This window comes from Acetivibrio saccincola (genome assembly GCF_002844395.1).
Taxonomy (GTDB): domain Bacteria; phylum Bacillota; class Clostridia; order Acetivibrionales; family Acetivibrionaceae; genus Herbivorax; species Herbivorax saccincola.
This window is the reverse complement of the sequence record NZ_CP025197.1, coordinates 2,100,990-2,124,276: the sequence shown is the minus strand read 5'-3', so window position 1 is coordinate 2,124,276 and position 23,287 is coordinate 2,100,990. Positions and strand designations below refer to the sequence as shown.

The following is a 23,287-nucleotide window of genomic DNA, read 5'->3' as shown; positions in this document are numbered from 1 at the left end:
AATTTAATTACATAGTATGATAATTTATAAAAAGAAAAACTGATGTTTTTCTTTTTTTTAATACAAAAGGAGAGGCATTAAGAGAATATGGTTCAAAAAGATAAAGTGTTAAAACCTATGAGAATTTGGGATGTGGCGGATTATTCCATTGAAATTTTTAAAAATAATTTCAAAACTTTTGTATTTATTTCATTGATACTACATATTCCGTGGATTTTTGCAAAGTTTTTAATAGATACCCCTGATGTGAAAGAAGGTTTTGTTTCATTTCTCCGGTATATAGAAGTTACCAACTCTAATTCTACGGATTTATTGGGGGCAGCAGGAAAAAGCTTTGTTGAAGATGTATTTGTTTTACTAAATATAATATACAGCTTAACTATAAAACTTGTTTTCCACGCCGCCATAATGAAAGTTGTATATTATTATGTTGTAGATGATATTTATGATTTTTCTTATAAAAATATATTAAAAATAATAAAAAATGGTTTTAAATACATGTGGAGAATGGCAAGGTATAAAGTGTATTTTTATATTGTTTTATTCGGGGTGTTTATTCTTTCATTTATAGGAGGACTCTTTGGTTTTTCTTTTATTGCATCCATTGTAATCCCATTAGAAGAGATTTTATCAGCTGATTTAACCATTATACTTAGTGTTGTAATAACCCTGATAGTAGGACCGGTCGTGATTTTCTTTCCTGTGGGGGTTATTTGGACAAAAATGATATTAGGCTATAATTTTATTGTAAATGAAGGTTTATCCGTGTCAGAAAGCAGGAAAAGGGCTTTCAGGATGTCAGCAGGTTCTTCCCGGCATATAGGTTTTTCAAGTTTATTTTGTTATATTATTTATATTATAGTTGGAAAGATGTTTACTATAATTTCGTTTTATGTGTATGGCGTATATGAAAACGATATTATTTTTTATATCCTTTATTCATTAGGTACAGTTTTAAGTACAATTTTATATCCCTTTGTTATAGTGTTTATAACGGTTTTATTTATAGATATTAAAGTTAAAAAGGATGGGCTTGATCTAGAGATAAAATTAAATGAGTTGATCGAAAAACAAGAAAATGCAATTAATACAAATAATGGAGAAGTGTAAAATGGTACAAGCTAAAAGGATATTATCTTTTATTCTGGCGGTTTTACTTACAGCGGTTTTACAATCTTATATATTGGCATATTATGATTCACCTCCGGATAATGAGGATGAGATAAGAGAGAAGCTTTCAGGAATTATATCATCAAGTGAGGATAAAACCTCTGACCAAGAAAAGGGTTTTATAGAAGAAACCTTTGACTCGATAGTTGAAATGGTTGATGATAAGTACAGGGAGGTTTTTAAAAAAAAGTGGGAAGAAAATTCAATTATGGATGAAGAAGTTTCTCCGGAGGTTTTTGACTTTTTAAGCTATCTTTCAATAGCTCTTACTGTTTTTATTATTTTTATAATAGTTTTTATTATTTTTAGAAATGCATATATTTCTAAAAAAATAAAGAAAGATGATGAAGAAATTCTGCTGTCAGTTAAAGAGCCTGAAGATATGCTAAAAGTGGTTGATAAACATATACGTAAAGGTGATTACAATAATGCACTTAGATTTTTATACATTGCATCATTAATTAAGCTAAACAATTACAACATAGTAAAGCTAAACAAATCAAAAACTAATAAACAGTATTTGACTGAGATAAAACTTAACAGACCGGATTTGTTTAATATATTCTCAAAATTTACACAGGACTTTAATAAGTACTGTTATGGGGGAAGGGTGATAAGGGCTGATAAATTTCAAAACTGGTATCAGGCGTATTTTGAAATTATCACTAAAGAGAGGAGGGATAAAAATTCATGAGAAAAAAAGAGATTTTTATATTTATACTTGTTTTTCTATTCCTCTCTTTGGTAGGTATTATAATTTTAGATATAGAAATCGAAATGAAAGAATCTACTAATTATTCTACATACAATAACGGGAAAAATGGTACAAGAGTGCTGTATAGGCTTGCAAAGGAAATGGGGTTTAAAGTAGGCCGTTATGAAAAATCTGCACGTTTTTTGCCGGACGGTGTAACAATGGTTGCAATTTCACCAAGAATAAATATTATAAATGGAAGCTTAGAGCGAAAGTATCTTTTGGATTGGATTGAAAGGGGAAATACTTTAATTCTCATTGGCTCTAAAGAACTGCTTATAGGTAATAATTACAAAATACTTGAGGGGCAAGAAGAGTATGCAAAAGTTTTTTCATACTTTGGGGACAACCGGATGTACAATATGGGTAATGGAAAGGTTATATATCTGGATAATTACAGAAGATATACAAATGACTCAATTAAAAATTTGGACCCTGGGGTTGCTTTTATTCATGCCCTTCAGGTAAGCTCTAATGAAATGATTTTGTTTAACGAGTTTTATCATGGCTTAGGAAGGGAAATGCCCCTGTTGGATGTTATAGGTTTTACGGGAAGAATTATTTTAGCCCAGCTGATGCTGGCAATTATTATTTATATTTTTATAAAATCCAGAAGATTTGGGAAGCCTGCGGTTGTGTATAAAATAATAAAGCGTGAGGAAAATGAAAATCTTTATGCCCTTTCTAACATATATATGAAAGCAAAGGCAAACAGCATGGTTTTAGAGATTGTTTATGAAAAGTTTAAAAATGAGCTTGCAGGCTTTTTAGGATATAAAGGAAGAGAGATAAATTATGATGAAGTCTTTAATGAGGCGCAAAAAAACCCATTGTTTAAGGGTATGAATATAAAAGAGCTTGCCGGAAACTGTGAACAATACATTAAAAACAATATTAATGACAAAAGAAAAATGGAAAGTTTATATATTAAATTAGAAGAAATCAGGAGGGTTATTAGAAGATGACTGATTATATTGGTGAAAAGCAAAATTTTAATGGAGAAAACACTTTAGATGAGTGTAAATTTACAAGGGAAAAAAGTGAGGCAATAATACAGGAAATATCAAAAGTTGTAGTAGGGCAGGATGATTTTATAGAGAAACTGGTTATTTGTCTTTTGACAGGGGGACATGTTTTGATTGAGGGAGTGCCTGGACTTGCAAAAACCCTTACTTCTAAGGTTATGTCAAAGGTTGTAAAGGCAGCTTTTAAAAGAGTGCAGTTTACTCCTGACCTTATGCCTGCTGACATAATAGGTACAAAAGTATTTGATGCTAAAAAAGTGGAGTTTTACTTAAAAAAAGGTCCTTTATTTACAAATATATTTTTGGCAGATGAAATAAACCGTACACCTCCAAAGACCCAGGCGGCTCTTCTTGAAGCCATGGAGGAAAGATCCATATCCATAGACGGGGAGACTCATAAATTAGAGGAGCCCTTTATGGTACTTGCCACCCAAAACCCTATTGAATATGAGGGGACGTACCCGCTGCCGGAAGCACAGGTGGACAGGTTTTTAATGAAACTTTTAATTGACCACATCCCACAAAGTGTTGAAAATGAACTTTTAAAAAAGTTTAACACAGGTTTTGACAGCAAAAAAATTGACGAAGAAAATATAAATACCGTATGTACATATGAAGATATTAAGAAGTGCAGGAAGGAAATAGAAAAAGTTTTGGTAAAAGATGAAATCATTAACTACATAACTTCCATTACAAATGCTACAAGAAATTCCCCTGACCTTATAATGGGTGCAAGCCCCAGGGCGTCCATTTCACTTCTTTTAACGTCAAAAACATATGCTGCAATGCAGGGAAGGGGATATGTAATTCCGGAAGACATAAAAGAGCTGGCTTTGCCTGTTTTAAGGCACAGGATTTTGCTAAAACCTGAAGCCGGTATTGACGGTATGAACAATGATGATGTAATAAAAAGTATATTGTCAAAAATTGAAGTACCAAGATAGAAAAAGTTGAAGTACCAACATAGATACTTAAAGTTTAACTACCAGGTAAAAGGAGAGTTAAAATGCCCTTTAGCAAATTTTTTTCTTTGTTAATTGCAATAGGAATAGTTCCCTTGCTTGCCGGAATAATTTCAGGAGTGGAGTTTTATGTCTTTGTAATATATAATTCATTGCTTTTTATTTTACTTATTATAGATTACATAATAACTCCCGGCAAAAAGCATTTTGAGATTAGGAGGATTTGTGACAGTAAATTATCAATGGGCGGGGAAAACCAAATAATTATTTCCATAAGAAATAAAAGCGGCTATCCATTAGATATAATTGCACAGGATGAGATTCCCCTCCACATGGATATAAAAGATGAGTTTGTAAAAATTAAAGTTCCTCCATATAGTGAGGCAGAGGGAAAATATGTTGTTGTCCCTGAAAAAAGAGGGGAGTTTACATTTGGAAAAATACATATTAAATATAACGGTATTTTAAAACTGTGCTCAAAAAAATACTGGTACGATGTTACAGAAAATTATAAAGTTTATCCAAATTTAAAGGATTTGAGTAAATATGGTCTTAAAATTATAAACAAAAACCACCTTATACATGGGGTAAAAAAGGTAAAGAGCCATGGTGGGGGAACGGAGTTTGAGAGTCTTCGTGAATACAGTGAAGGGGATGACTACAGAAAAATAAACTGGCTGGCCACAGCCAGGGCAAATAAGCTTATAGTAAATACATATGAACCTGAAAAAAACCAGCAAGTTATGATTATGTTGGATTCTAGCAGGGTGATGAATTCAGAGATAGAGTATATTAAAAAACTTGACTACTCTATCAATGCTTCTTTCCTTTTAGCAGATGTGGCTATAAGAAAAGGGGATAATGTTGGTGTTATGGTATTTGACAGCAGTGTAAAAAGATATGTTAAGCCCGGGAAGGGAAAGGGGCAGCTCCAGCTAATTGCAGAAAATCTTTACAATGTTGAAGAAAACTTTGTTACAGCAAATTATAAGGGGGCTTTGAGTTATTTAAATCAAAATCAGAAAAGAAGGTGTCTTTTGTGTATTTTTACAGAGCTTTTTAACGTCCAGGAAGCTGTAAGTCTTTCTACTGCACTGAAAAACTTAGCAAGATACCATGTTCCCCTTGTGATAACTATAAAAGATATGAGACTTTATGAAATAGCAAATGGGTTTGCTAAAAACAGTGAAGATATTTATTTAAAGGCGGCTTCCATCAGATTGATAGATGAAAGGGAGAAAATTCAAAAGATATTTCATGATTCGGGAATAAGTGTTATAGATGTTCCGCCTGATAAACTGTCAGTTGAAACTGTCAATAAATATCTTCAAATGAAGGCTTTCATATGATACAATTAGTTAGAGGGTTTTTATGGATTTTAAATAAAATTACAAAAAATAGGATGTTTTGCTATGAAGGAAGAAGGATTTATTAAAGAAAATCATAAGACATGGGAAAGGTTAGAATCCCTTTTAAAGAAGTTTAAGTCCGGTAATATACATAAATTCAGCAAAGATGAGCTGGATGATTTTTTAAATGCATATAATTTAACATGCGGGCATTTATCCTACAGCAGGACATATTACGGGGATACCAGGACTACAGAATATTTAAACAGCCTTGTGGCTTCTGCCCACAGCTATATTTATGCTACCAAAAAATCAAATATCAAAAAAATTTTTAATTTTTTTCTTGTTAAATTTCCTTTGCTAATAATCGACAATATAAAACCCATTATATTGTCTGCATCTGTTTTTTTGTTTGGAGCTTTATTTAGTTTTATTTTAACAATTATTTTAACGGACAATGCAGCGGCTTTCCTGTCTTCACATGAAGTTGAGTTTTATTTAAAAAGAGATTTAAGTGAACATACTGTAAACTGGGATGGTGCAGTGCATTCTAATCATATATTTACCAATAATATAAGGGTTTCCATATTGGTTTTTGTATTTGGAATTACTTTAGGAGTGGGAAGTATTAGTATACTGCTGCAAAACGGGTATATATTGGGAGTTATTGGAGGTTTGTCTTTTATAAAAAGTGAAAGTCTCTACTTTTGGGCTTTAATACTTCCCCATGGTATAATTGAACTAATAGCAATTTTCATTAGCGGGGGTGCCGGGCTTATAATTGGTTATTCCCTCATTAATCCTGGAAAATATTCCAGAAAAGATTCATTTATAATAAACGGAAAAAAAGCGTTAAAGCTTGTGGTGGGTACCATTCCCCTTCTTATAATTGCAGGTTTTATAGAAGGATATTTTACTCCTAGCCAAAAAGTTTCGCCTGTTTCTAAATTGTTATTTTCGGTATTTACTTTGATACTTTTTATATTGTATGTTGCAATTCCGAATGTGAAGTATAAAAATAAACTAAAAGCAAAAAACTTGGACAGGTAGGGAATGAAATATGAGGAAAATTATAAAGTTATTGACACCGGAAAATGTACATATAGAATATGAATTGGCCGGGCTTGGTTCTAGATTTACAGCATTTTTTATTGATTGCTTGATACAAATTTTAGCAATTATATTTATACGCCTTTTAATGCACTTTATGGATTTTGACTTAATATACATAGTGTTAGAACTTGGGATTGTGGATTTTGTATTATTTACTTATACTTTAATTTTATTTTTTCATCTTGCTTATTTTGTATTTTTTGAAACTTTTCAAAAAGGACTGACACCGGGTAAAAGGTGTATGAAACTTAGGGTTATAAAGGGCACCGGTGCGCCAATAGGTATATTTGATGTAATTTTAAGAGGCTTTTTAAGACTGGTTTTTTTACTGCCGGGATTTTTTCTTGTGGATATAATGTTTGTAGTTTTATCAAATAAGTCTCAAAGAATAGGGGATTTTGCTGCAAATACCATTGTTGTTAAGACTGACAGGCAGAAAAAACCTGTTACTTTAAAGGAACTTATTGCTTTAAATAAAGAGGAAGAATCCTCTTCTAATGTGTACCCTGTTGACAACTATGAGTATAATTTGTTAAAGGACTTTTTAGAAAGAAAGCTTGAACTAAGTGAAAGAAGAGAGGTAATTGCGCATAATTTAAACATGTACTTTATGAAAAAATTTAATTTGGAAAAACCTCATGAAAGCCCCTATGATTTTTTTGAAGAGATAATTAATTTAAACAGCAAATAGCATACATTTAATAGTATATATTTACATAAAAAATTTTTTTGTCTTGACTGTTGTTATTATAAGTGTTACCATAATTTAAAAAGTTTAAATAAGGCTTTAAGCATGGCAATGCAAGGTTAATGGAAGGTTGTGAGAAAATGTTTGTATCAAAAGCTGTAAATATAAATGAAAAAAATCATTTGGAAATAGGCGGGTGTGATTGCTTAGATTTGGTCAATACTTATGGTACGCCCCTTTATGTTATGGATGAGGCTCTTTTCAGGGAAAACTGCAGGAGATATAAAAATGCAATTGAGAAATATTATGATGGAAAGGGTTTGGTGGTATATGCCAGCAAAGCCCTTTGTACAACGGCAATTTGCAAAATAATAGAGCAGGAGGGCTTAGGTCTTGATGTGGTATCAGGCGGGGAACTGTATACAGCCATTACAGCGGGTTTTCCAATGGAGAGGGTGTATTTTCACGGCAATAATAAAACATATGAAGAACTTATGTTAGCAATAGAAAATAATGTAGGAAGGATAGTTATAGATAATAAAGAAGAACTTGTAATGGTACATGAAATTGCATATAAATCAGGTAAAAAAGTTAATGTTTCTTTCAGGGTAAAGCCAGGAATAGATACAAATACCCATGAATTTATCAGTACAGGTCAGATTGATTCAAAATTTGGTATGGCTATAGAAAATGGTGAGGCATTTGAAATAATAAGCAAGGCTTTAAAGCTTTCAAATTTAAATGTTATGTCCCTTCACTGCCATATAGGCTCACAGCTGTTTGATTTAGAATTGTTTAAATTAGCAGCTAAAGTTATGCTTGAGTTTGTGGCAGAGCTTAAAGAAAAGCTTAACATAGAAATTGGAGAATTAAATTTAGGCGGAGGGTTTGGTGTAAAATATACCAAAGAGGACGAAGAGATAGACTATGACTCTTTTATAGGTGCTGTATCAGAGGTTGTAAAGGGTGTTTGCAGCCAAAAGGGGATAAAGGTTCCTAAAATAGTTATAGAGCCAGGAAGGTCTATTGCTGCCCCGGCTGGAATTACCCTGTACAGGGTAGGTTCTGTAAAGGAAATTAAAAATGTCAGGAAATATGTGGCGGTTGATGGGGGAATGACTGACAACCCAAGGTATGCCATGTATCAGGCAAAGTATGATGCAGTAATTGTGGACAGGCCGGATGCCCCGAGGACTGAGAAGGTTACAATTGCAGGTAAGTGCTGTGAATCCGGCGACATTCTTATAAAGGACATTATGCTGCCTGAAGTAAAGTCTGGGGATGTTTTGGCAGTTTTTACAACAGGAGCATATAATTATTCAATGTCCAGTAATTACAACAGAATACCAAGACCCCCCATTGTCCTTGTAAAAGACGCAAAGGCAAGGATAATAGTTAAAAGGGAAGACTACGGGGATGTTATCAGAAATGATATTATACCGGAAGATTTATAAAAAATAAAAAAAATGTAGCAATGCTTTGAAATAAATGATATAATAATATAGTATTTTTTGCTAAATTAAATAAGTAAAGGGGAGAGTAATATGAGAAAAGAAGTTAAAAAAAACGCAATGATTAAAAGACTGGTGTTTCTATGTATTTTAGTGGTACTTTCCACTGTTCTGTGGGGGTGCGGGGATGTAAAAAAGCTTTCAAAGGAGGAGTTAAAAGAGCTTACTGAATCAGCTAAGCTGATTGATGAACTCTCTTATAAATTCACCTATAAATCAGATGGTCGGGAAGGGAATTTAAAAGTTATAAGAAAGAAAAAGAATTTTAGGATTGAAATGGATATATCCGGCGAACTTAATACAACCATAATTATAAAAGACGATTATATGTACGCTCTAGATACTGAAGGAAAAAATGCCGTTAAGCTGTCCTCGGGTTCAGAGGATTTGCCAATTTCAGATTTATTTGATGAGATTAATGATTTTGATTGGGATTCAGTTGATTATATTGGTGTGGAAAAGTTTAAAAATTATGATTGTCACGTTGTATTAAAAGATGATGGACAGAATAAAGGAAAAGTATGGCTGGATGCAAAGACAGGATTTCCGGTAAAAATTGAAATTGAAGGTAGCAATCCTGTTTATATGGAAGTTTAAGAACTTAAAACAGATCATGTATCTGACAGTAACTTTGATATACCGGCTGATTATCAAATAATAGATTTCGGGGAAATGTTTAATTTTAGTGATATGTAAATTTATACCAATAAGTATTTGATTTCTAATTTGTAATTTCTATATTTGTACATTGTTTATATATTGATTTTGTATGTTTAGATTAAGGTATGGATTTATTTCTCATATAATAGAGAGGTAAATCCATGATTTTACCTGTATTGAATATTTCTACAAGTTCAATTTAAATGTAGATCATGACAATAAAGGAAATATATTACGAAGTGAGGGTTGAGATGAAATCAATAATTAAGATTTTATATCACAGGATTTCTTTAATAGTGGCTGCTTTATTAGTGCAAATTGCTGTTTTAATAGCAGTATTCTCTGCATTCAGTGATTATTTTGTTACCTATTACTGGGTTAACATAGCACTTAGTATTATTGTGGTGGTTTTGATTATTAACCGCAAGAGCAATCCTTCATATAAAATTATGTGGATTATTCCGGTTTTGATTTTTCCGGTTTTTGGTGCCCTTTTTTATCTATTGCTTGGAGGTAAAAGGCTTAGCAAAAAAGAAAGAAAAAAAATGTCGGTAAACACGGATAAAATATTGGAGACTTTAAAACCCCAGGAAGAAAACCTAAAAGACATCAGGGAGCAGAATGAAGATGCATATGTTATATCAAAATACATTCAGGATTATGGTTTTTACCCGCCTTTTAAAAACACCATAAGTGAATACCTTTCATTGGGAGAAAAGAAGTTTGAAAAATTAAAAGAAGAGCTTAAAAAGGCAAAACATTATATATTCTTAGAGTACTTTATTATAAATGAGGGTGTTATGTGGGACACCATTTTAGATATCCTTCTTGAAAAGGTGAAAGAAGGGGTGGATGTTAGGATTATATATGATGATTTTGGATGTCTTCTCACATTGCCTTATAAGTACAATGAAAAACTTGAGAGGATGGGCATAAAGTGTTGTGTTTTTAATCCCATAATGCCTGTATTATCTACAAAAATTAATAACAGAGACCACCGCAAACTGGTTATTATTGATGGTCATACTGCATTTACCGGAGGTATTAACTTAGCTGATGAATATATAAATGAAATAGAAAAATACGGTCACTGGAAAGATGCTGCCATAATGTTAAAGGGTGAAGCGGTTTTAAACATGACAGTTATGTTTTTGTCATTGTGGGATTATTTAAGGGGAATTGAAGAGGATTACGGAAAGTTTATAGACAACAGAATGTGCATAAAACTTAAAAAGCCCCATGCTTATTACCAGCCTTTTGCAGACAGCCCAATGGATGATGAACCTGTTGGGGAAACTGTTTATTTAAACTCCATTAACAGGGCTAAAAAGTATATCTATATAACAACCCCATATCTTATCATAAGCAATGAGATGATAAAAGCTTTGACATCTGCAGCTAAAGGGGGAATTGATGTAAGGATTATAACCCCATACCTTAGTGATAAGTGGTATGTTCATGCTGTTACAAAGCAAAATTATGAAATTTTAGTAGAAAGCGGGGTAAGAATTTATGAATACTTGCCTGGATTTATCCATTCAAAAAATCTTATAGTGGATGATGAATACGGAGTTATCGGCACAATAAACTTAGATTACAGGAGCTTTTACCTTCATTTTGAATGTGGTGTATGGATGTATAAGAGTCCTAGCTTAATGGAAATGAAGAAGGATTTTTTAGAGACTTTAAAGGAATGCAAAGAAATTAGGATGGAGGATATAGAAAATATGAAGTGGTATGAAACTATAATAGGCTCTTTTTTAAAGGTTTTTTCACCTCTCATGTAATGTAATTTAAAATTTAGTTTTCAGAGTTTTTAGTAAAATTATACCCGCTTAAAGCAATGAGGGTAATTGCAGGTGTATAAAAGATCCATAAAATTAAGTTTAATATGTTTTTACTGTATTCGTTTTCAGTAATTAGTTCAATGCCTACCAGAAAATCACCTACAAAGAATAAAGTTATGCCTGTCACAATAAGCAGTGCATTTTTTTTGGGAAAATTACCTGTAAAATAGTTTACAATACCGGCCCATAGAGAAATTCCAAGGATTATGCCATAGACAATAATTAAGTAAAAAAGATTATCCATACCTAAAGCAGGGTAAAAGATGGCGATAATTAATACAAAAACTATAATTCCTACCAGGATACCTGAAGATATAAGAAGTTTTTTGTTCTTTGCAGAATTAGAAAATCCCGCACAATGCCTTATGATAAGGAAAATCTGGCACAGTACAAAGAAAGCAATGCCAAAAAATAAATTGTCTAAAGCAAAGGAAATTTCAGCGGCTGAAATCATTAAATATGATATTTTAAGTAAAGTGGCATCTTTTTTGTTAATGCTGTCTTTGCCAATTAAAAACACAATGACTGTACATAAAAATGGCATTAGTCTTTTTAAAAACCATGTGTGACTATAAGCAAATGTACTTTTTAGGAAAAATAAATGATATACATTTACAATGATAAAATAAGCTAAAATAATAAGAATAGAAAGTAATGCTGTATTTATAATTTTCTTTTTGGTTGTACTCATATAAAAGTTTCTCCCCTTTTTATATAAGTTTTAGAAGTTTTACTCTATATATATTTCGGATAATATAAAATTATGTTTATATAAATTTTAAATATAGTATTTATTATAACATTTTTGCGGATTTTGTGGAAAGACTTATTAGGTTTTTTATTTAACAATATTCGGAATTAAAGAAGTGAAGCTGTATTATTTTTATAAAGTCCATGAAAAAAATAGTTTTTGCGAACTTATATAGTAAAAATTAAGAGATAAAAAACAGGGGGGAAGTATTGTGACTAAAAAAACATTTATTAAAATGGGGACTGTTGTTGCAACGCTGTCTTTTTTATTTGTTTTGCTGTGCGGAAATATTAACATTTCAGCATCTACAGCATACACAGGTATGAGGGATATTACATCTTTAGAACTTGTAAATGAAATGAGGATTGGATGGAATTTAGGTAATACCCTTGATGCCATTGGAGGGGAAACTAACTGGGGAAATCCTAAAACCACAAAGGAAATGATTGATAAAGTTAAAGAAATGGGCTTTAACACTGTAAGGTTTCCCGTTACCTGGGGAGGTCATGTGGGACCGGCTCCCGATTATAAAATTGATGAAGGCTGGCTGAACAGGGTGGAGGAAGTAGTGAATTATGCACTTTCAAACGATATGTATGCTATAATTAATCTTCACCACGAAAACTCATGGCTTGTTCCTACATATGCCCAGGAAAAAAGAAGTACAGAACAGCTGGTGAAAATATGGGAACAAGTTGCAACCCGCTTTAAAGACTATGGTGACTATTTAATTTTTGAAACGATGAATGAACCCAGGGTAGAAAACTCACCTTATGAATGGTCAGGTGGAACACCTGAAAACCGCCATGTTATAAATAATTTTAATTTGGCTGCTGTAAACACAATCAGAAGTACCGGGGGAAACAATGCAAAAAGGCATATAATGATTCCGGCACATGCTGCATCTGCTATAGATATTGCATTAAATGACCTGGTTATTCCTAATAATGATGACAGGATAATTATATCTGTACATAATTATTCCCCATACTTCTTTGCTATGGATGTCAACGGCACTGCCAGCTGGGGAAGTGATTATGACAAGGCTTCTCTTGCAGCTGAATTGGAGGCACTTTATAATAGATTTATTAAAAATGGAAGAGCAGTTGTCATAGGTGAGTTTGGCAGTATAAATAAGAATAACCTTTCAGACAGGATCCGGCATGCAGAGTTTTTTGCTAAAGAAGCAAGAAAAAGGGGCATAACGGTGATATGGTGGGATAATGGATACAACGAGGGTGGTAAAGCAGAATCCTATGCCCTTTTAGACAGAAGAAACCTTACATGGTACCATCCTGAGATTGCAGAGGCACTTGTAAGAGGGGCAGGGGGAGTACCGGAGCCAACACCGACACCTACTCCAGAGCCAACACCGTCTCCTGGGGAAGATATTCTGTATGGGGATTTAAATGGGGACGGCATTATTAATTCAATTGACTATAATTTATTGAACAGGTATATATTAGAAGTGATAGATGATTTGCCTGTTGAAAATTATAGTAAAGTAGCAGATTTAAACGGTGATGGTGTTATTAACTCAAATGATGCAGTTTTGCTGGGAAGATTTATATTGGAGATTGTAGATAAATTTCCCGTTGATAAATAAGATTAAATAATAAAATCATAAAAAATTTCGAAAAACCTCTTGTCAAATGAGAATAAAGATGTTATAATTTTTAAACGTTGAGTTATATTAGTGCCGAAGTGGTGGAATTGGCAGACGCACTGGACTCAAAATCCAGCGGTAGCAATACCATGTCGGTTCGAGTCCGACCTTCGGCACCAGATTTTTAAAAGCCTTGTAACTATTTGGTTACAGGGTTTTTTGTTTTTCTTATAAAATAAATATTGTTATATGATAATGATTTACAAATAAGTCTGTAGCCTTTTTTTTATACCCTTAAAATAAAAAAAAATATAAAAAACCACCGGCTTAGCTGGTGGTTATAATTTTATATATTAAAATTAATTATCAAAATTACCGTTACCTACTTTACCCATAAAGAGTATTGTGTCATATTCCTCATCTGCAATTACAAATACAAAGGGTCTATTTGCAGTAAAATATGGTCTTGATATTGAAGTTGGGGCTACGGGTATTATTACAACTCCTGCAGCTTCAGTTCCCTTCTCATTTACTTCTATTACAGATTTATGTAAAACATCTTCAACTATAGCGCCAATTTCAGACATACCTGAAAAATCTGCATCATCCTGGAAGGCTTTTTTCATGCCTAATGCTTCTAAAGCTCCTCTTAAGCTTCCACTACCATCTTTAGCATATTCTATTTTAAAACGGGGTAATCTAAGCAATACATCATCTCTTTCTGTTATGCTGTTTTTAATTTCATTCCATTTATGTAAATCCATATTTTGAATAAATTCATTTATAGGTTTATCTTTGTCAGGAAGAATACAGTACATAGCCATTTCCCCGTCACCGTAAGGTAATCTGACTGCTTTATATCCGTCGCCTTCACCGTATTCAAGTTTACCTTCTTTACTCATCATCATAACATTTTCAGTGCTTCCGTCTTCAGCATAAAAAGGTGCAGTATTTGTTTTTTCGTCATCAAATTCTTCTGTCCAAGTTCCTTTAAAATAAGTTGCTGATATAATATATGATAATAAGTCCGCAGGTACTTTATCCAGCATTTTGTCTATTTTTCCTTCTGTAGCTTCAGAAATCCAATTGTTTATTTCATCTGCGATACCTTCATCAGAGAAGTCACGGATTTCAATTAATGCATTAAATACATCTTTATTTGTTGAAATAAAATTTTGTTTAATAATGTTATCCCCTATCAAGGAGTTAATCCAAATGGAGTTGCTATTTTTAAGCTTAACGTCTTCATTAAGCTGGCTGAAGTAATTTAACAAGTACTTATAGCTGTTGTTAACTTCCTTAATATCAAGCCCATCATAACCTAAAACCTTTGCCATCTCTTCCTTAGTATCAGAGCCGGCTCCCTGATAGAGAATGGACAGTGCAGTTGAAACGGTGAAAGGAGAAATGAATATATTTTCGCCCTCTTCGTCTTTACAGACTTCTTTGAAAACATCTAATGCAAATTTAGTGTTTCCTTCAATAAAACCATCAGCTATGTTTTCACTTATATCCTTGTTTTCTACAGGAAATTTATTAATTATGCTAAGAATATAACGGACTAACAAAGCACAGTCAGAGCTGGTTATTTCTCCGTCCCCGTTTAAATCTGCCGCTGTGGTATGATTTTCTCTAAGATTATTTGTTTGACCAAGAATATAACGGCCCATCAAAGTGTAGTCTATGCTGTTTATATACTCGTCCCCGTTCAGGTCACCATAAAGAATGGAACTGCTGGATTGTACGGCATTTCCGGATGCAAATAAATTAGCAGTAAGTAAAAATGAAAATAACATAGTTAAAATAATGACATGGACAACTTTTTTTGACATGATAAATTCCTCCCTTAAAATGGTAATAAATTAAGATTTATAAAAAAATCTTAATTTCTAAAAGGAAACACAACATTGTTTTTATTACGGTGATAATTGTGAAAAAGCAGAAAGGAACAAGAATATACTTTACTGGAACTTATTGCACAAAATAACTGTAATATAATTACTTCTTTTAAGTGTTTATCCTTATATAGTTATATGTTATCATGTATTAAATTAAAATGCAATATATATTTCATTATAATAGCAACAATAGCGATTTGTTTTTTGATAGAATAATTGAATACAAAGTTATTAAATGATATAATTACAAAAAAATGTAATTACAGCTTTTTACTAGTGAATATTGTAATTTATAAAACAGGGGGGGTAATTTATGATAGTAGAAGAGGCGTCAATAAATTATGGAGGATTGGCAGCACTTTTTTTATTTCTTTTATTAATAGCAGGGATATTTATTTTTGTCAGGCACTATAAAAATAATTTAGACGAAATGGGCAAAAAAAAAGTTAAAAAAATAATAAAAATAACAGCAGTTGCTTTTGCCATTATTTTAATAGCAATTTCAGTTAGAAATGTTTTAATGTATAATTATATTAAAAACCAACCTGCCGATATGATTGTCTGCACTCAAAAATCCGGAATGATGATGATAGATAACTACAGATATTATAAAGTAAAGACTGAATACGGCGTTAAAGAAAGCATAAAAGAGTCAGAATACAATGAATTGATAAGTTTATATGGTGAAAGGGAAATTTATAAAGAGGCAAAACAAAAAATTATAAGCACAAATGATAAATATAATGATATTAATATAACAAAGGTATTTCCTTTTAAGGACGATATTTATTACATTTTTGTTGATGAGGATAAAAAAGTTCATACATTTAGATATAATACAAACACAAATAAATCGGAAGAAATTTTTTTCCACTATATAGATGAAGATATAGGAGATTTAGAAGGCAAGGTGATTATTAGTGAATATCCTGACTTATATGATAGTATAAAAGAAAAACTTAATGAAGAAATTTTCTATTTTGGTATTATGTATGCAAATAGAAGAATAATATTTAAAACCATAGATAATAGTCCTAAAAAAAAGAGTTTTACATGCTTATATGAGTACATACCGGAGACTAAAGAAACTAAACTGTTAGTTAAGTTTGATGTTACAAATATACGGGAAATAGCATTTATAGAAGCAAATAAAAATAATTAAAAAATAAATTTTAGGGGAGTTTATATTTTATGAAAAGAAATTTTAAAGTACTGTTTTCGATTATTACAGTAATTGCGGTACTGATGTCAACATTACCTGGAATGACTATTTCAGGATCACAAAACAAATTAAAAGAGAAAGTTGATTTGGCTTTTGTTATTGACACAACTGGTTCAATGGGTCCATACATTGATAATGTAAAGAGAAACATATCAGATTTTGCAGTTTATCTAGAAGAAAAAGGAATAGAGTTGCGAATAGGAATTATAGAGTACCGTGATATTAGTGCGGACGGTATTGATTCAACAAATGTACATAAATTAAAGGGTTCAACATGGCACTATTCAACAAAAGATATGATTGAGACACTTGGTAAATTAAATGTTGATGGTGGAGGGGATACACCGGAGACTGTAATTGACGGTCTGGGTTATCTTGTGGATGACAAGAATACAATGCTTTGGAGTTCTCAAACATATAAATTTGCAGTGGTGCTGACAGATGCAAATTATAAAGTAGCTAATACTCATGGTATAGCTAATATGAATGAAATGATAGATTTATTGGTTAAGAATGATATAAATACATCTGTTATTACAAGAACTTCTTATAAAAATTCATATAATTCTCTTATTGAAAAAACAGGGGGTATTTTTGCAAATATTCTTTCTTCTAATTTTTCTAATGAACTTAAGGTTTTAGCAGATTCAATTTTAAATAGAACAAAAATAAAGAAAGCAATTTATGTTCTTCCGGGATATTTATGTTCTGAATTATATATAAATACAACTGATAATGTACCTATGTGGATGAATGAGTTTGGTGTAATAATTGATGCAGTAAGCTATTACATTTATAAAAGATTTGGAAATCTAGTTTACAAAAAACTTACGGGTGAAAATTATGATGGCCCAATTTTAGGTTTGGATTCTGATGGTTCTGGGGAGAAAGTGTTTGCTAAACCGCCGTATAAAGGGGCGTATGGAGTTTATGATATATATGAGGATTTAATTAAAAAACTTGAAAGTGAGTTTATTTCAACTAATATATATAATGCAGAAGTTTTAAATGATATTTGTGACTTAATCCACAAAGTTAATAAGAATAATTCAGTCCGCTCTTTTTCTAATGAAAGCTTTTTAGATACAAAAATAATGTCTTTCGATGAAAATGAAGATTTGGGTATGTCCAAGTATGTAAAGTTTTATATGGAAAGTCCTCAAAATGTAGAGGTTTTTATTGAAGATAAAGATGGAAATGTTGTTGCCTCAATAAGAAATGTTAAGAATACATTTGTCTTTGATGGTGAAGAATATACTTTTTCCTATGTTGAAACTGAAGGATTTGACAAAGAAGGATTTAGCTTTTATTCTACAGCATCTGATTTTGAAGAAGGGTTAAATGCTATTATTTATATACCTAACGGCGGTTATAAAGTAGTGTTTAAATATTTGGGAGATGAGGATTTACAGTTTGGAACAGAAATATCTACATTAAATAAAGATGGAGAAGTAACAGCATCAGCTACATATTTTAAATATGATAAAGATGAAACCGGTCATGTTATTACTTTAGATATGACAGAAAAAGAAGTAACACCTGAAAATATTGGTTCATTAAGTGAGAAAGAAGCAGATGAAGCGGTTAAATATAATGTTGATTGGGAAATTGATCACAGATTAGACTTAACTAAAATTGGAGAATCTAAAAAAATAAATATTACCGGTGAAGTGGCGTCAAAAGTATCATGGAGTTCTTCAAGCGAAGAGATTGTAACTGTATCAGAAGAAGGAGAAGTTACTGCGAAAGGTTATGGAAGGGCAATTGTTTCTGCGACTGACGGAAATATAATTTTAAAATGTATTGTAACGGTATCCAAAGAAGCAAAATCTATTTATGTAGATGACATAATAATGCAGCCGGGAGAAAGAGTAGTTATTGAGCCAAAATTTGATTCGGATGATGTGATAGAAGAGAAAATTACTTACGAATATGATAAAAATTCGGGAATAATTGAAATAAATGAATACGGCGTAATAACGGGGTTATCTGAGGGAACTGTTCAAGTAACAGCAAAAACTTCAAAAGGGATAAAAACCAAGTTTAATGTTACTGTTGCAAAAAGGGGAATAATATATTATTACCCTTGCAGAAGCCGCAGCTATTATTTATAAATATATCAATAACTGAATTTTAATTTACCTATAATAGCAAAAAGGGTTAGGGAAAAGCAAAAATTCCTTAACCCTTAATTTACACCTGAATTTTAAACTACTCTTTTTTATATTCTTCCCAGCTGACCATTTCAGAAATATCCCGTCTTTTTTTGTTTTCCGGAGCTTTATCAGCAGAATATCCCATAGGAAGAAGTGCGATAACTTCCAGATTTTCCGGAAGGTTTAACACCTCATGGCATTTTTTTGCATCAAAGGCACATACCCAACATGTACCAAGTCCTAAATCAGCAGCAGCAAGAGTCATATGGTCAATTGCAATTGCTGCATCTATATCACAGTGGTCTTTACCGTCATTTCTCTTCCATGACAGGGAATGATCCCCGCACACAACAATAACAACAGGAGCGGTCTTAAACCAATCCCTTGGGTACGTATCTGCTATTTTACTTTTTGTATCTTCATTGGTGACCACAATAAAATGCAGTGGCTGTTTATTTACTGCAGAAGGAGCAACCCTGGCTGCTTCAAGGACTTGTAGAATCTTTTCTATTTCTACAGGCTTGTCTAAATAACTTCTTACAGAGTATCTTTTTTTAGCAAGTTGGATAAATGACATGAATTATTCCTCCTTATACTGTGGTGTTTGAACATTTTTATTTTTGACAAATGTTTTGAATGTTAGACTCTTTATAAATCAAATATATAATAAATAAATTTCATTGTCAAAAATATGGGAAATTTATAAAAATTTAATCAAATAATACAACAAAGAAAAAATAAATTTATTATGGTTTAATAAGAAATGTATTGAAAAGTTTAGAAATTTATTATATTATTAGTTTATAAAATTTAGTTTTATTTGTAAATACAGACAGGAGGTGTATTTGTTTGTTTTAATTTATGCAGTTTTTATGCAGTTTGGAGTGGTTTAGGTTGCATAAACAATTTAGAACGTTAAAAAATTCACAAGGGGGTAATAGTATGTTTAAAAAGGGTACATCTTTATTAGTTGTAGTATGCATTATCATATCTACCGTAGTTACAGGCTTTGGCAAATAAATTGGTAAAGAAACGGCAGAAAGTGGCGGTAAATCAATGGAAGAAGTAAGTTTTAGAAATGCCGGAAAGCTAAAAAAACCCGGTGAGTTAATTGTAAAGTACAAAGAAAAGCCTTCCTTTAGAGCTATGTCAAATGTGGGAAATGGTGAAAAGATATTAAAATCCGGCAAAAACGGATTGGTACTTATTGAAGTTGAGGAAAATGAAGTTACTGAAAAAATTGAGTCTCTAATGAAAGATGAAAATGTTGAATATGTTGTACCAAATTATGTAAGGAAAGCATTTGTATTTCCATTGGAGGCTCCGGATGATCCTGAATTTATAAACCAATGGGGTCTTGCAAATATAAATGCCCCGGATGGGTGGAGAATAATTGATGATTTTGAAAATTTAAATGAAGTGACCGTGGCTGTTATAGATACAGGGATAGATATGTTTCACGAAGATTTAAAAGATGTTATAGTGGGTGGATATGATTTTGTGGATATGGATGATGATCCCATATACGGACCTGTAAAGGAGGAGCATGCATCCCATGTGGCGGGTATTATTGCAGCATTAACCAACAATGGTGTGGGGATTTCCGGAACTTGTGGACAGGCACCTGTGAAGATAATGCCTATAAGAGCTTTAGAAAGCGGATGGGGAGATGATTTTACCATAATTGAATCCATCTACTATGCTGTTGATAATGGTGCGGATATAATAAATATGAGTTTTGGCGGTAATATGGAAAGTGAAGCATTTAATGAAGCGATAGAATATGCCCTTTCGAAAGGTGTGGTACTTGTAGCGGCAGCAGGGAATGAAAGTAAGGATGCATTCAGTATTTATCCGGCGGCTCATCCGGGGGTTATTGCCGTATCAGCTACAGATGAAGAAGAGAAATTAGTCTCTTTTTCAAACTACGGTTCAATTATAGATATAGCGGCACCGGGTGTGAATATTATAAGTACTGTACCTGGAAATAAGTATGATTACTTTAATGGTACATCTTTGTCAACTGCCTTTGTAAGCGCTGCATGTGCTCTGTTGCTTTCTAAAAACCCTTCACTTAACAATATCGAAATACAGCACATCCTTGAAAATTCTGCAAAAGATATTGGCGATGCAGGAAAGGATGAAAAATACGGGTATGGGCTTTTAAATATTGGTGCCGCCCTTATGACGGAAGAAGTCAGACCAAGGCTTGAAATTATGAATTTAATGGATGGTATGGTTGTCTATGATGTAATTGATGTCCAGACAAGGTTTACATATCCTGAAAACATTGAAAAGACTGAACTTTATGTTAATAATAGACTGGTTGATGCAATCTCGGAAAAAACAGATATATTCCATAATTTTAAAATTGACACACAAAAATATAATGACGGACCGCTTACCATAAAGGTGGTGGCTTATGAAGGTGACAGAATTCATCAAAAAGAAGTTACAGTAGAGGTAAGAAATACTGTTTATACAGGTCTTAAGGTTAAATTAACCCACAAAGGGGAGCCTGTTTCTAATGGAATCATTGAAGTATGGAATAAATATACGGCACCTGACGGCAAAACCTATTATAATTTTGTTCACTACGAATTGACGGAAAAAAACGGTGTAGCTGTTGTGCCGGGTTCTGAAGCTCCTAACGGGAATACATATGTAATTATTGCATATTACTTGGTAGAAAGTGAAGGGGATTATTCAAGTGCAATTATTGTAGAAGAGACAATGGCCCCTGATATAGTAGAATTAGACGGGAAAGACCTGGTACCGGTTACCGTTAAAACAGGACTGGAAAATGAAGGGATGGCTGTTTATGGAGCCTATAAATTTGAAGGATCGGAACAATCAATTCTCTTTAATATATTACCTAATACCTCAGGTGAGTTTAAGGCCTTTCTAAATAAAGGAATATATTCTTTTGAAGCTTTCACATATAATCAGGGGGTATCTAAACCTTTATATGCGCTGTGTAAAAAAGATGTGTTAATTGACGGTAGAAATACAGTTGTCAATATACAAAGCGATAAAAAATCCCTTGCCAAAATTAGCATAAATTACAAAAACATATATGGTTTCAGAGCATCCGGCATGTATGTTTATATGAGGGAAAAGGATAGTATGATAAGTAAAGGGTTTTATTTAGAAGATATTAGTTATGTTCCAGAAATATATGCAACTCCCGGTGAATATGTATTTCAATATAATATTAAGGGCAATAAGGGAAAAGACGAGGTCAGCATATTCATGGAGGGGAAGGAAGTTTTATTAAAAAAACGGGATAAAACCAAATTATCAGTCGGAGGTATTTTTACCGGAAAAATGAAAATATTTAAATCTGAATATGTTCCCGGAGAATTTATTAATATTAACCCTGTTATTACTGACAGCCAGGGAAACATGGTTACAGATGCGGTTTATGTGAATAATGACCCCTTTTCGGCATTAAAAAACCAAAACTTCTTATTTTACAGAAAAGATAATAAACATATTTAGAGGATATATGTTCTCCCGGTGAATACAATTTAAATGCGGAAAGCCTTGAAAATGTTAAATTTTCAATAAAAGATGACAATAACAATGGTGCGTGGGAAATTGTTAATTTTAAAGCGGTATTTCCAAGGGATGAAGTGGCAGTTTCAGAATATGAAGGTTCATCAGAACTTTATATATCCAGTTACTATGGTGAAAAAGAGTTTTCATGCTTTGTTTCAAGAGGGGTTTACAATATAGTTGCGGAAGTTTTGGGTGAAGATACCGATGCAGAGTACATTATTTTAAAAGAGGATGTTGAAATAGACGGTGATGATATTGAATTTACCACGGATAATCTAACAGAAGTAAGTTTAGATGACAAATCTGACGGTGATGAAGCTGTTTTGACAATTAGTGACCCTGAAACGGGTTTAAATGTAGTTGCTCTTTTAGGAAGGGATAACTCTTTTAAAATTTCAAAGGGTTTCTATGATGTGGAACTAACATGCGAAAAGGTGGAATATGGAAATGCCTATTCGTATGTTTTAAGTTCCTGGAGGGATTTTTCCAAGGACAGCACCAAAATTATTTTTGGAACAAAGTTTAGTGCATCAATTTATCCGGATAAAATGCAGTATAGAAAAAGAGAAACGTTAAATAGTGAGCATTTTATAATGGACCGTTTTGGTAACAGGCTTATTAGTTCCGGTTCTTTAGATTATTTTTACATTCTGTCAGATACCATAAAAGAACCAAACGGCAAAGCAAAAATAAGGCTAAACGGCGGCAAGTATGAAATTTTTGACAAAAATGAAAAGACATATGTAGAAATTCCATATGACATAAGGGCACCTTTTGTTTATATTATAAATTCAAAAGGGGAAACGGTTTTTTCAAAAAAATCTTCCCTGCATTATACCAATTCCCAGATAAAACTTGAGGGAAGCTGGGCAAAAAAAGGAGACTACAAGGTAAGGCTTACAATTGATATAGATTCTGACGGTAGCCTTTCAGGAGAAGCACCTTTTAAAATAAAATAATGCTGACCAAATAAAATGCAAAGAGGGAATGTCTTGTATCATAGACACTCCCTTT

General features: G+C 32.4%; 19 protein-coding genes and 1 tRNA gene. 17 read left to right on the top strand and 3 right to left on the bottom strand.

Annotation, left to right across the window (positions count from 1 at the left end; genetic code table 11):
- Positions 1-87 precede the first annotated feature (87 nt).
- From HVS_RS09500 to cls, 10 genes are all read left to right on the top strand, one after another.
- Positions 88-1,110, top strand: a complete 1,023-nt coding sequence (locus tag HVS_RS09500) for a hypothetical protein (RefSeq protein WP_101301659.1) — start codon at positions 88-90, stop codon at positions 1,108-1,110.
- 1 nt (position 1,111) lies between these two features.
- Positions 1,112-1,864, top strand: a complete 753-nt coding sequence (locus HVS_RS09495; RefSeq protein ID WP_101301656.1) for a hypothetical protein — start codon at positions 1,112-1,114, stop codon at positions 1,862-1,864.
- Positions 1,861-2,889 carry a DUF4350 domain-containing protein gene (locus HVS_RS09490; protein WP_101301654.1) on the top strand — a complete coding sequence of 343 codons (1,029 nt, stop codon included), beginning with the start codon at positions 1,861-1,863 and terminating at the stop codon, positions 2,887-2,889. Before HVS_RS09495 ends, HVS_RS09490 begins: the two co-directional genes overlap by 4 nt.
- On the top strand, positions 2,886-3,893 hold the full coding sequence (locus HVS_RS09485; RefSeq protein WP_101301650.1) for an AAA family ATPase: 1,008 nt from the start codon (positions 2,886-2,888) through the stop codon (positions 3,891-3,893). The genes HVS_RS09490 and HVS_RS09485 overlap by 4 nt, the downstream gene beginning before the upstream one ends.
- A 62-nt stretch (positions 3,894-3,955) precedes the next feature.
- On the top strand, positions 3,956-5,260 hold the full coding sequence (locus tag HVS_RS09480) for a DUF58 domain-containing protein (protein WP_101301647.1): 1,305 nt from the start codon (positions 3,956-3,958) through the stop codon (positions 5,258-5,260).
- Positions 5,261-5,323: 63 nt separating this feature from the next.
- On the top strand, positions 5,324-6,310 hold the full coding sequence (locus HVS_RS09475; protein WP_101301643.1) for a stage II sporulation protein M: 987 nt from the start codon (positions 5,324-5,326) through the stop codon (positions 6,308-6,310).
- 10 nt (positions 6,311-6,320) lie between these two features.
- Entirely contained in the window at positions 6,321-7,064 is a 744-nt protein-coding gene (locus tag HVS_RS09470) for an RDD family protein (RefSeq protein ID WP_101301639.1), read from the top strand.
- Between the two features lie 137 nt (positions 7,065-7,201).
- A complete protein-coding gene (gene lysA, locus HVS_RS09465; RefSeq protein WP_101301635.1) occupies positions 7,202-8,515 on the top strand; it encodes a diaminopimelate decarboxylase in 1,314 nt (437 codons plus the stop codon).
- Between the two features lie 90 nt (positions 8,516-8,605).
- Positions 8,606-9,169, top strand: a complete 564-nt coding sequence (locus tag HVS_RS09460; RefSeq protein ID WP_101301632.1) for a DUF4412 domain-containing protein — start codon at positions 8,606-8,608, stop codon at positions 9,167-9,169.
- Between the two features lie 314 nt (positions 9,170-9,483).
- Entirely contained in the window at positions 9,484-11,019 is a 1,536-nt protein-coding gene (gene cls / locus HVS_RS09455) for a cardiolipin synthase (protein ID WP_101301629.1), read from the top strand.
- 13 nt (positions 11,020-11,032) lie between these two features.
- Here the strand turns inward: cls and HVS_RS16555 are convergent, their stop codons facing one another.
- On the bottom strand, positions 11,033-11,323 hold the full coding sequence (locus HVS_RS16555; RefSeq protein WP_159063438.1) for a lysoplasmalogenase family protein: 291 nt from the start codon (positions 11,321-11,323) through the stop codon (positions 11,033-11,035).
- A gap of 19 nt (positions 11,324-11,342) precedes the next feature.
- Between HVS_RS16555 and HVS_RS16550 the strand changes: the two genes are divergently transcribed.
- From HVS_RS16550 to HVS_RS09440, 3 genes are all read left to right on the top strand, one after another.
- The gene (locus HVS_RS16550; protein WP_159063437.1) at positions 11,343-11,648 is read left to right on the top strand and encodes a hypothetical protein; all 306 of its coding nucleotides are present in this window, start codon (positions 11,343-11,345) and stop codon (positions 11,646-11,648) included.
- 417 nt (positions 11,649-12,065) lie between these two features.
- Positions 12,066-13,436, top strand: a complete 1,371-nt coding sequence (locus tag HVS_RS09445; protein ID WP_101304199.1) for a cellulase family glycosylhydrolase — start codon at positions 12,066-12,068, stop codon at positions 13,434-13,436.
- A gap of 92 nt (positions 13,437-13,528) precedes the next feature.
- Positions 13,529-13,615, top strand: a tRNA-Leu gene (locus HVS_RS09440).
- Positions 13,616-13,795: 180 nt separating this feature from the next.
- On the opposite strand, the gene HVS_RS09435 is transcribed toward HVS_RS09440, so the two are convergent.
- Positions 13,796-15,268 (bottom strand): serpin family protein, encoded by a 1,473-nt coding sequence (locus HVS_RS09435; RefSeq protein ID WP_101301624.1) that lies wholly within the window; start codon positions 15,266-15,268, stop codon positions 13,796-13,798.
- Between the two features lie 379 nt (positions 15,269-15,647).
- On the opposite strand from HVS_RS09435, the gene HVS_RS09430 reads away from it, so the two are divergent.
- Together HVS_RS09430 and HVS_RS09425 are read left to right on the top strand one after the other, a co-directional pair.
- On the top strand, positions 15,648-16,496 hold the full coding sequence (locus HVS_RS09430) for a hypothetical protein (protein ID WP_101301621.1): 849 nt from the start codon (positions 15,648-15,650) through the stop codon (positions 16,494-16,496).
- Positions 16,497-16,525: 29 nt separating this feature from the next.
- The gene (locus HVS_RS09425) at positions 16,526-18,670 is read left to right on the top strand and encodes a vWA domain-containing protein (protein WP_101301618.1); all 2,145 of its coding nucleotides are present in this window, start codon (positions 16,526-16,528) and stop codon (positions 18,668-18,670) included.
- 97 nt (positions 18,671-18,767) lie between these two features.
- Here the strand turns inward: HVS_RS09425 and HVS_RS09420 are convergent, their stop codons facing one another.
- Positions 18,768-19,289: a nitroreductase family protein gene (locus tag HVS_RS09420; protein WP_101301614.1), complete on the bottom strand. Its 522-nt coding sequence runs from the start codon at positions 19,287-19,289 to the stop codon at positions 18,768-18,770.
- Between the two features lie 479 nt (positions 19,290-19,768).
- Here HVS_RS09420 and HVS_RS09415 point away from each other — a divergent pair, with 479 nt between their 5' ends.
- Complete coding sequence (locus tag HVS_RS09415) at positions 19,769-22,213, top strand: S8 family peptidase (protein ID WP_101301610.1); 2,445 nt, start codon at positions 19,769-19,771, stop codon at positions 22,211-22,213.
- Between the two features lie 134 nt (positions 22,214-22,347).
- Positions 22,348-23,232, top strand: a complete 885-nt coding sequence (locus HVS_RS09410) for a hypothetical protein (protein WP_101301608.1) — start codon at positions 22,348-22,350, stop codon at positions 23,230-23,232.
- Positions 23,233-23,287: the final 55 nt, after the last annotated feature.

Excerpts from the sequence above, each read along its gene's own strand:
- cls (WP_101301629.1), top strand. The coding sequence starts at position 9,484 with ATGAAATCAATAATTAAGATTTTATATCACAGGATTTCTTTAATAGTG.
- HVS_RS09475 (WP_101301643.1), top strand. The coding sequence starts at position 5,324 with ATGAAGGAAGAAGGATTTATTAAAGAAAATCATAAGACATGGGAAAGG.
- HVS_RS09460 (WP_101301632.1), top strand. The coding sequence starts at position 8,606 with ATGAGAAAAGAAGTTAAAAAAAACGCAATGATTAAAAGACTGGTGTTT.
- HVS_RS09480 (WP_101301647.1), top strand. The coding sequence starts at position 3,956 with ATGCCCTTTAGCAAATTTTTTTCTTTGTTAATTGCAATAGGAATAGTT.
- HVS_RS09495 (WP_101301656.1), top strand. The coding sequence starts at position 1,112 with ATGGTACAAGCTAAAAGGATATTATCTTTTATTCTGGCGGTTTTACTT.
- HVS_RS09485 (WP_101301650.1), top strand. The coding sequence starts at position 2,886 with ATGACTGATTATATTGGTGAAAAGCAAAATTTTAATGGAGAAAACACT.
- HVS_RS16555 (WP_159063438.1), bottom strand. The coding sequence starts at position 11,323 with ATGGATAATCTTTTTTACTTAATTATTGTCTATGGCATAATCCTTGGA.
- HVS_RS09490 (WP_101301654.1), top strand. The coding sequence starts at position 1,861 with ATGAGAAAAAAAGAGATTTTTATATTTATACTTGTTTTTCTATTCCTC.
- HVS_RS09435 (WP_101301624.1), bottom strand. The coding sequence starts at position 15,268 with ATGTCAAAAAAAGTTGTCCATGTCATTATTTTAACTATGTTATTTTCA.
- HVS_RS09415 (WP_101301610.1), top strand. The coding sequence starts at position 19,769 with ATGGAAGAAGTAAGTTTTAGAAATGCCGGAAAGCTAAAAAAACCCGGT.
- HVS_RS09445 (WP_101304199.1), top strand. The coding sequence starts at position 12,066 with ATGGGGACTGTTGTTGCAACGCTGTCTTTTTTATTTGTTTTGCTGTGC.
- HVS_RS16550 (WP_159063437.1), top strand. The coding sequence starts at position 11,343 with ATGGCGATAATTAATACAAAAACTATAATTCCTACCAGGATACCTGAA.
- HVS_RS09470 (WP_101301639.1), top strand. The coding sequence starts at position 6,321 with ATGAGGAAAATTATAAAGTTATTGACACCGGAAAATGTACATATAGAA.
- lysA (WP_101301635.1), top strand. The coding sequence starts at position 7,202 with ATGTTTGTATCAAAAGCTGTAAATATAAATGAAAAAAATCATTTGGAA.
- HVS_RS09430 (WP_101301621.1), top strand. The coding sequence starts at position 15,648 with ATGATAGTAGAAGAGGCGTCAATAAATTATGGAGGATTGGCAGCACTT.
- HVS_RS09500 (WP_101301659.1), top strand. The coding sequence starts at position 88 with ATGGTTCAAAAAGATAAAGTGTTAAAACCTATGAGAATTTGGGATGTG.
- HVS_RS09420 (WP_101301614.1), bottom strand. The coding sequence starts at position 19,289 with ATGTCATTTATCCAACTTGCTAAAAAAAGATACTCTGTAAGAAGTTAT.
- HVS_RS09425 (WP_101301618.1), top strand. The coding sequence starts at position 16,526 with ATGAAAAGAAATTTTAAAGTACTGTTTTCGATTATTACAGTAATTGCG.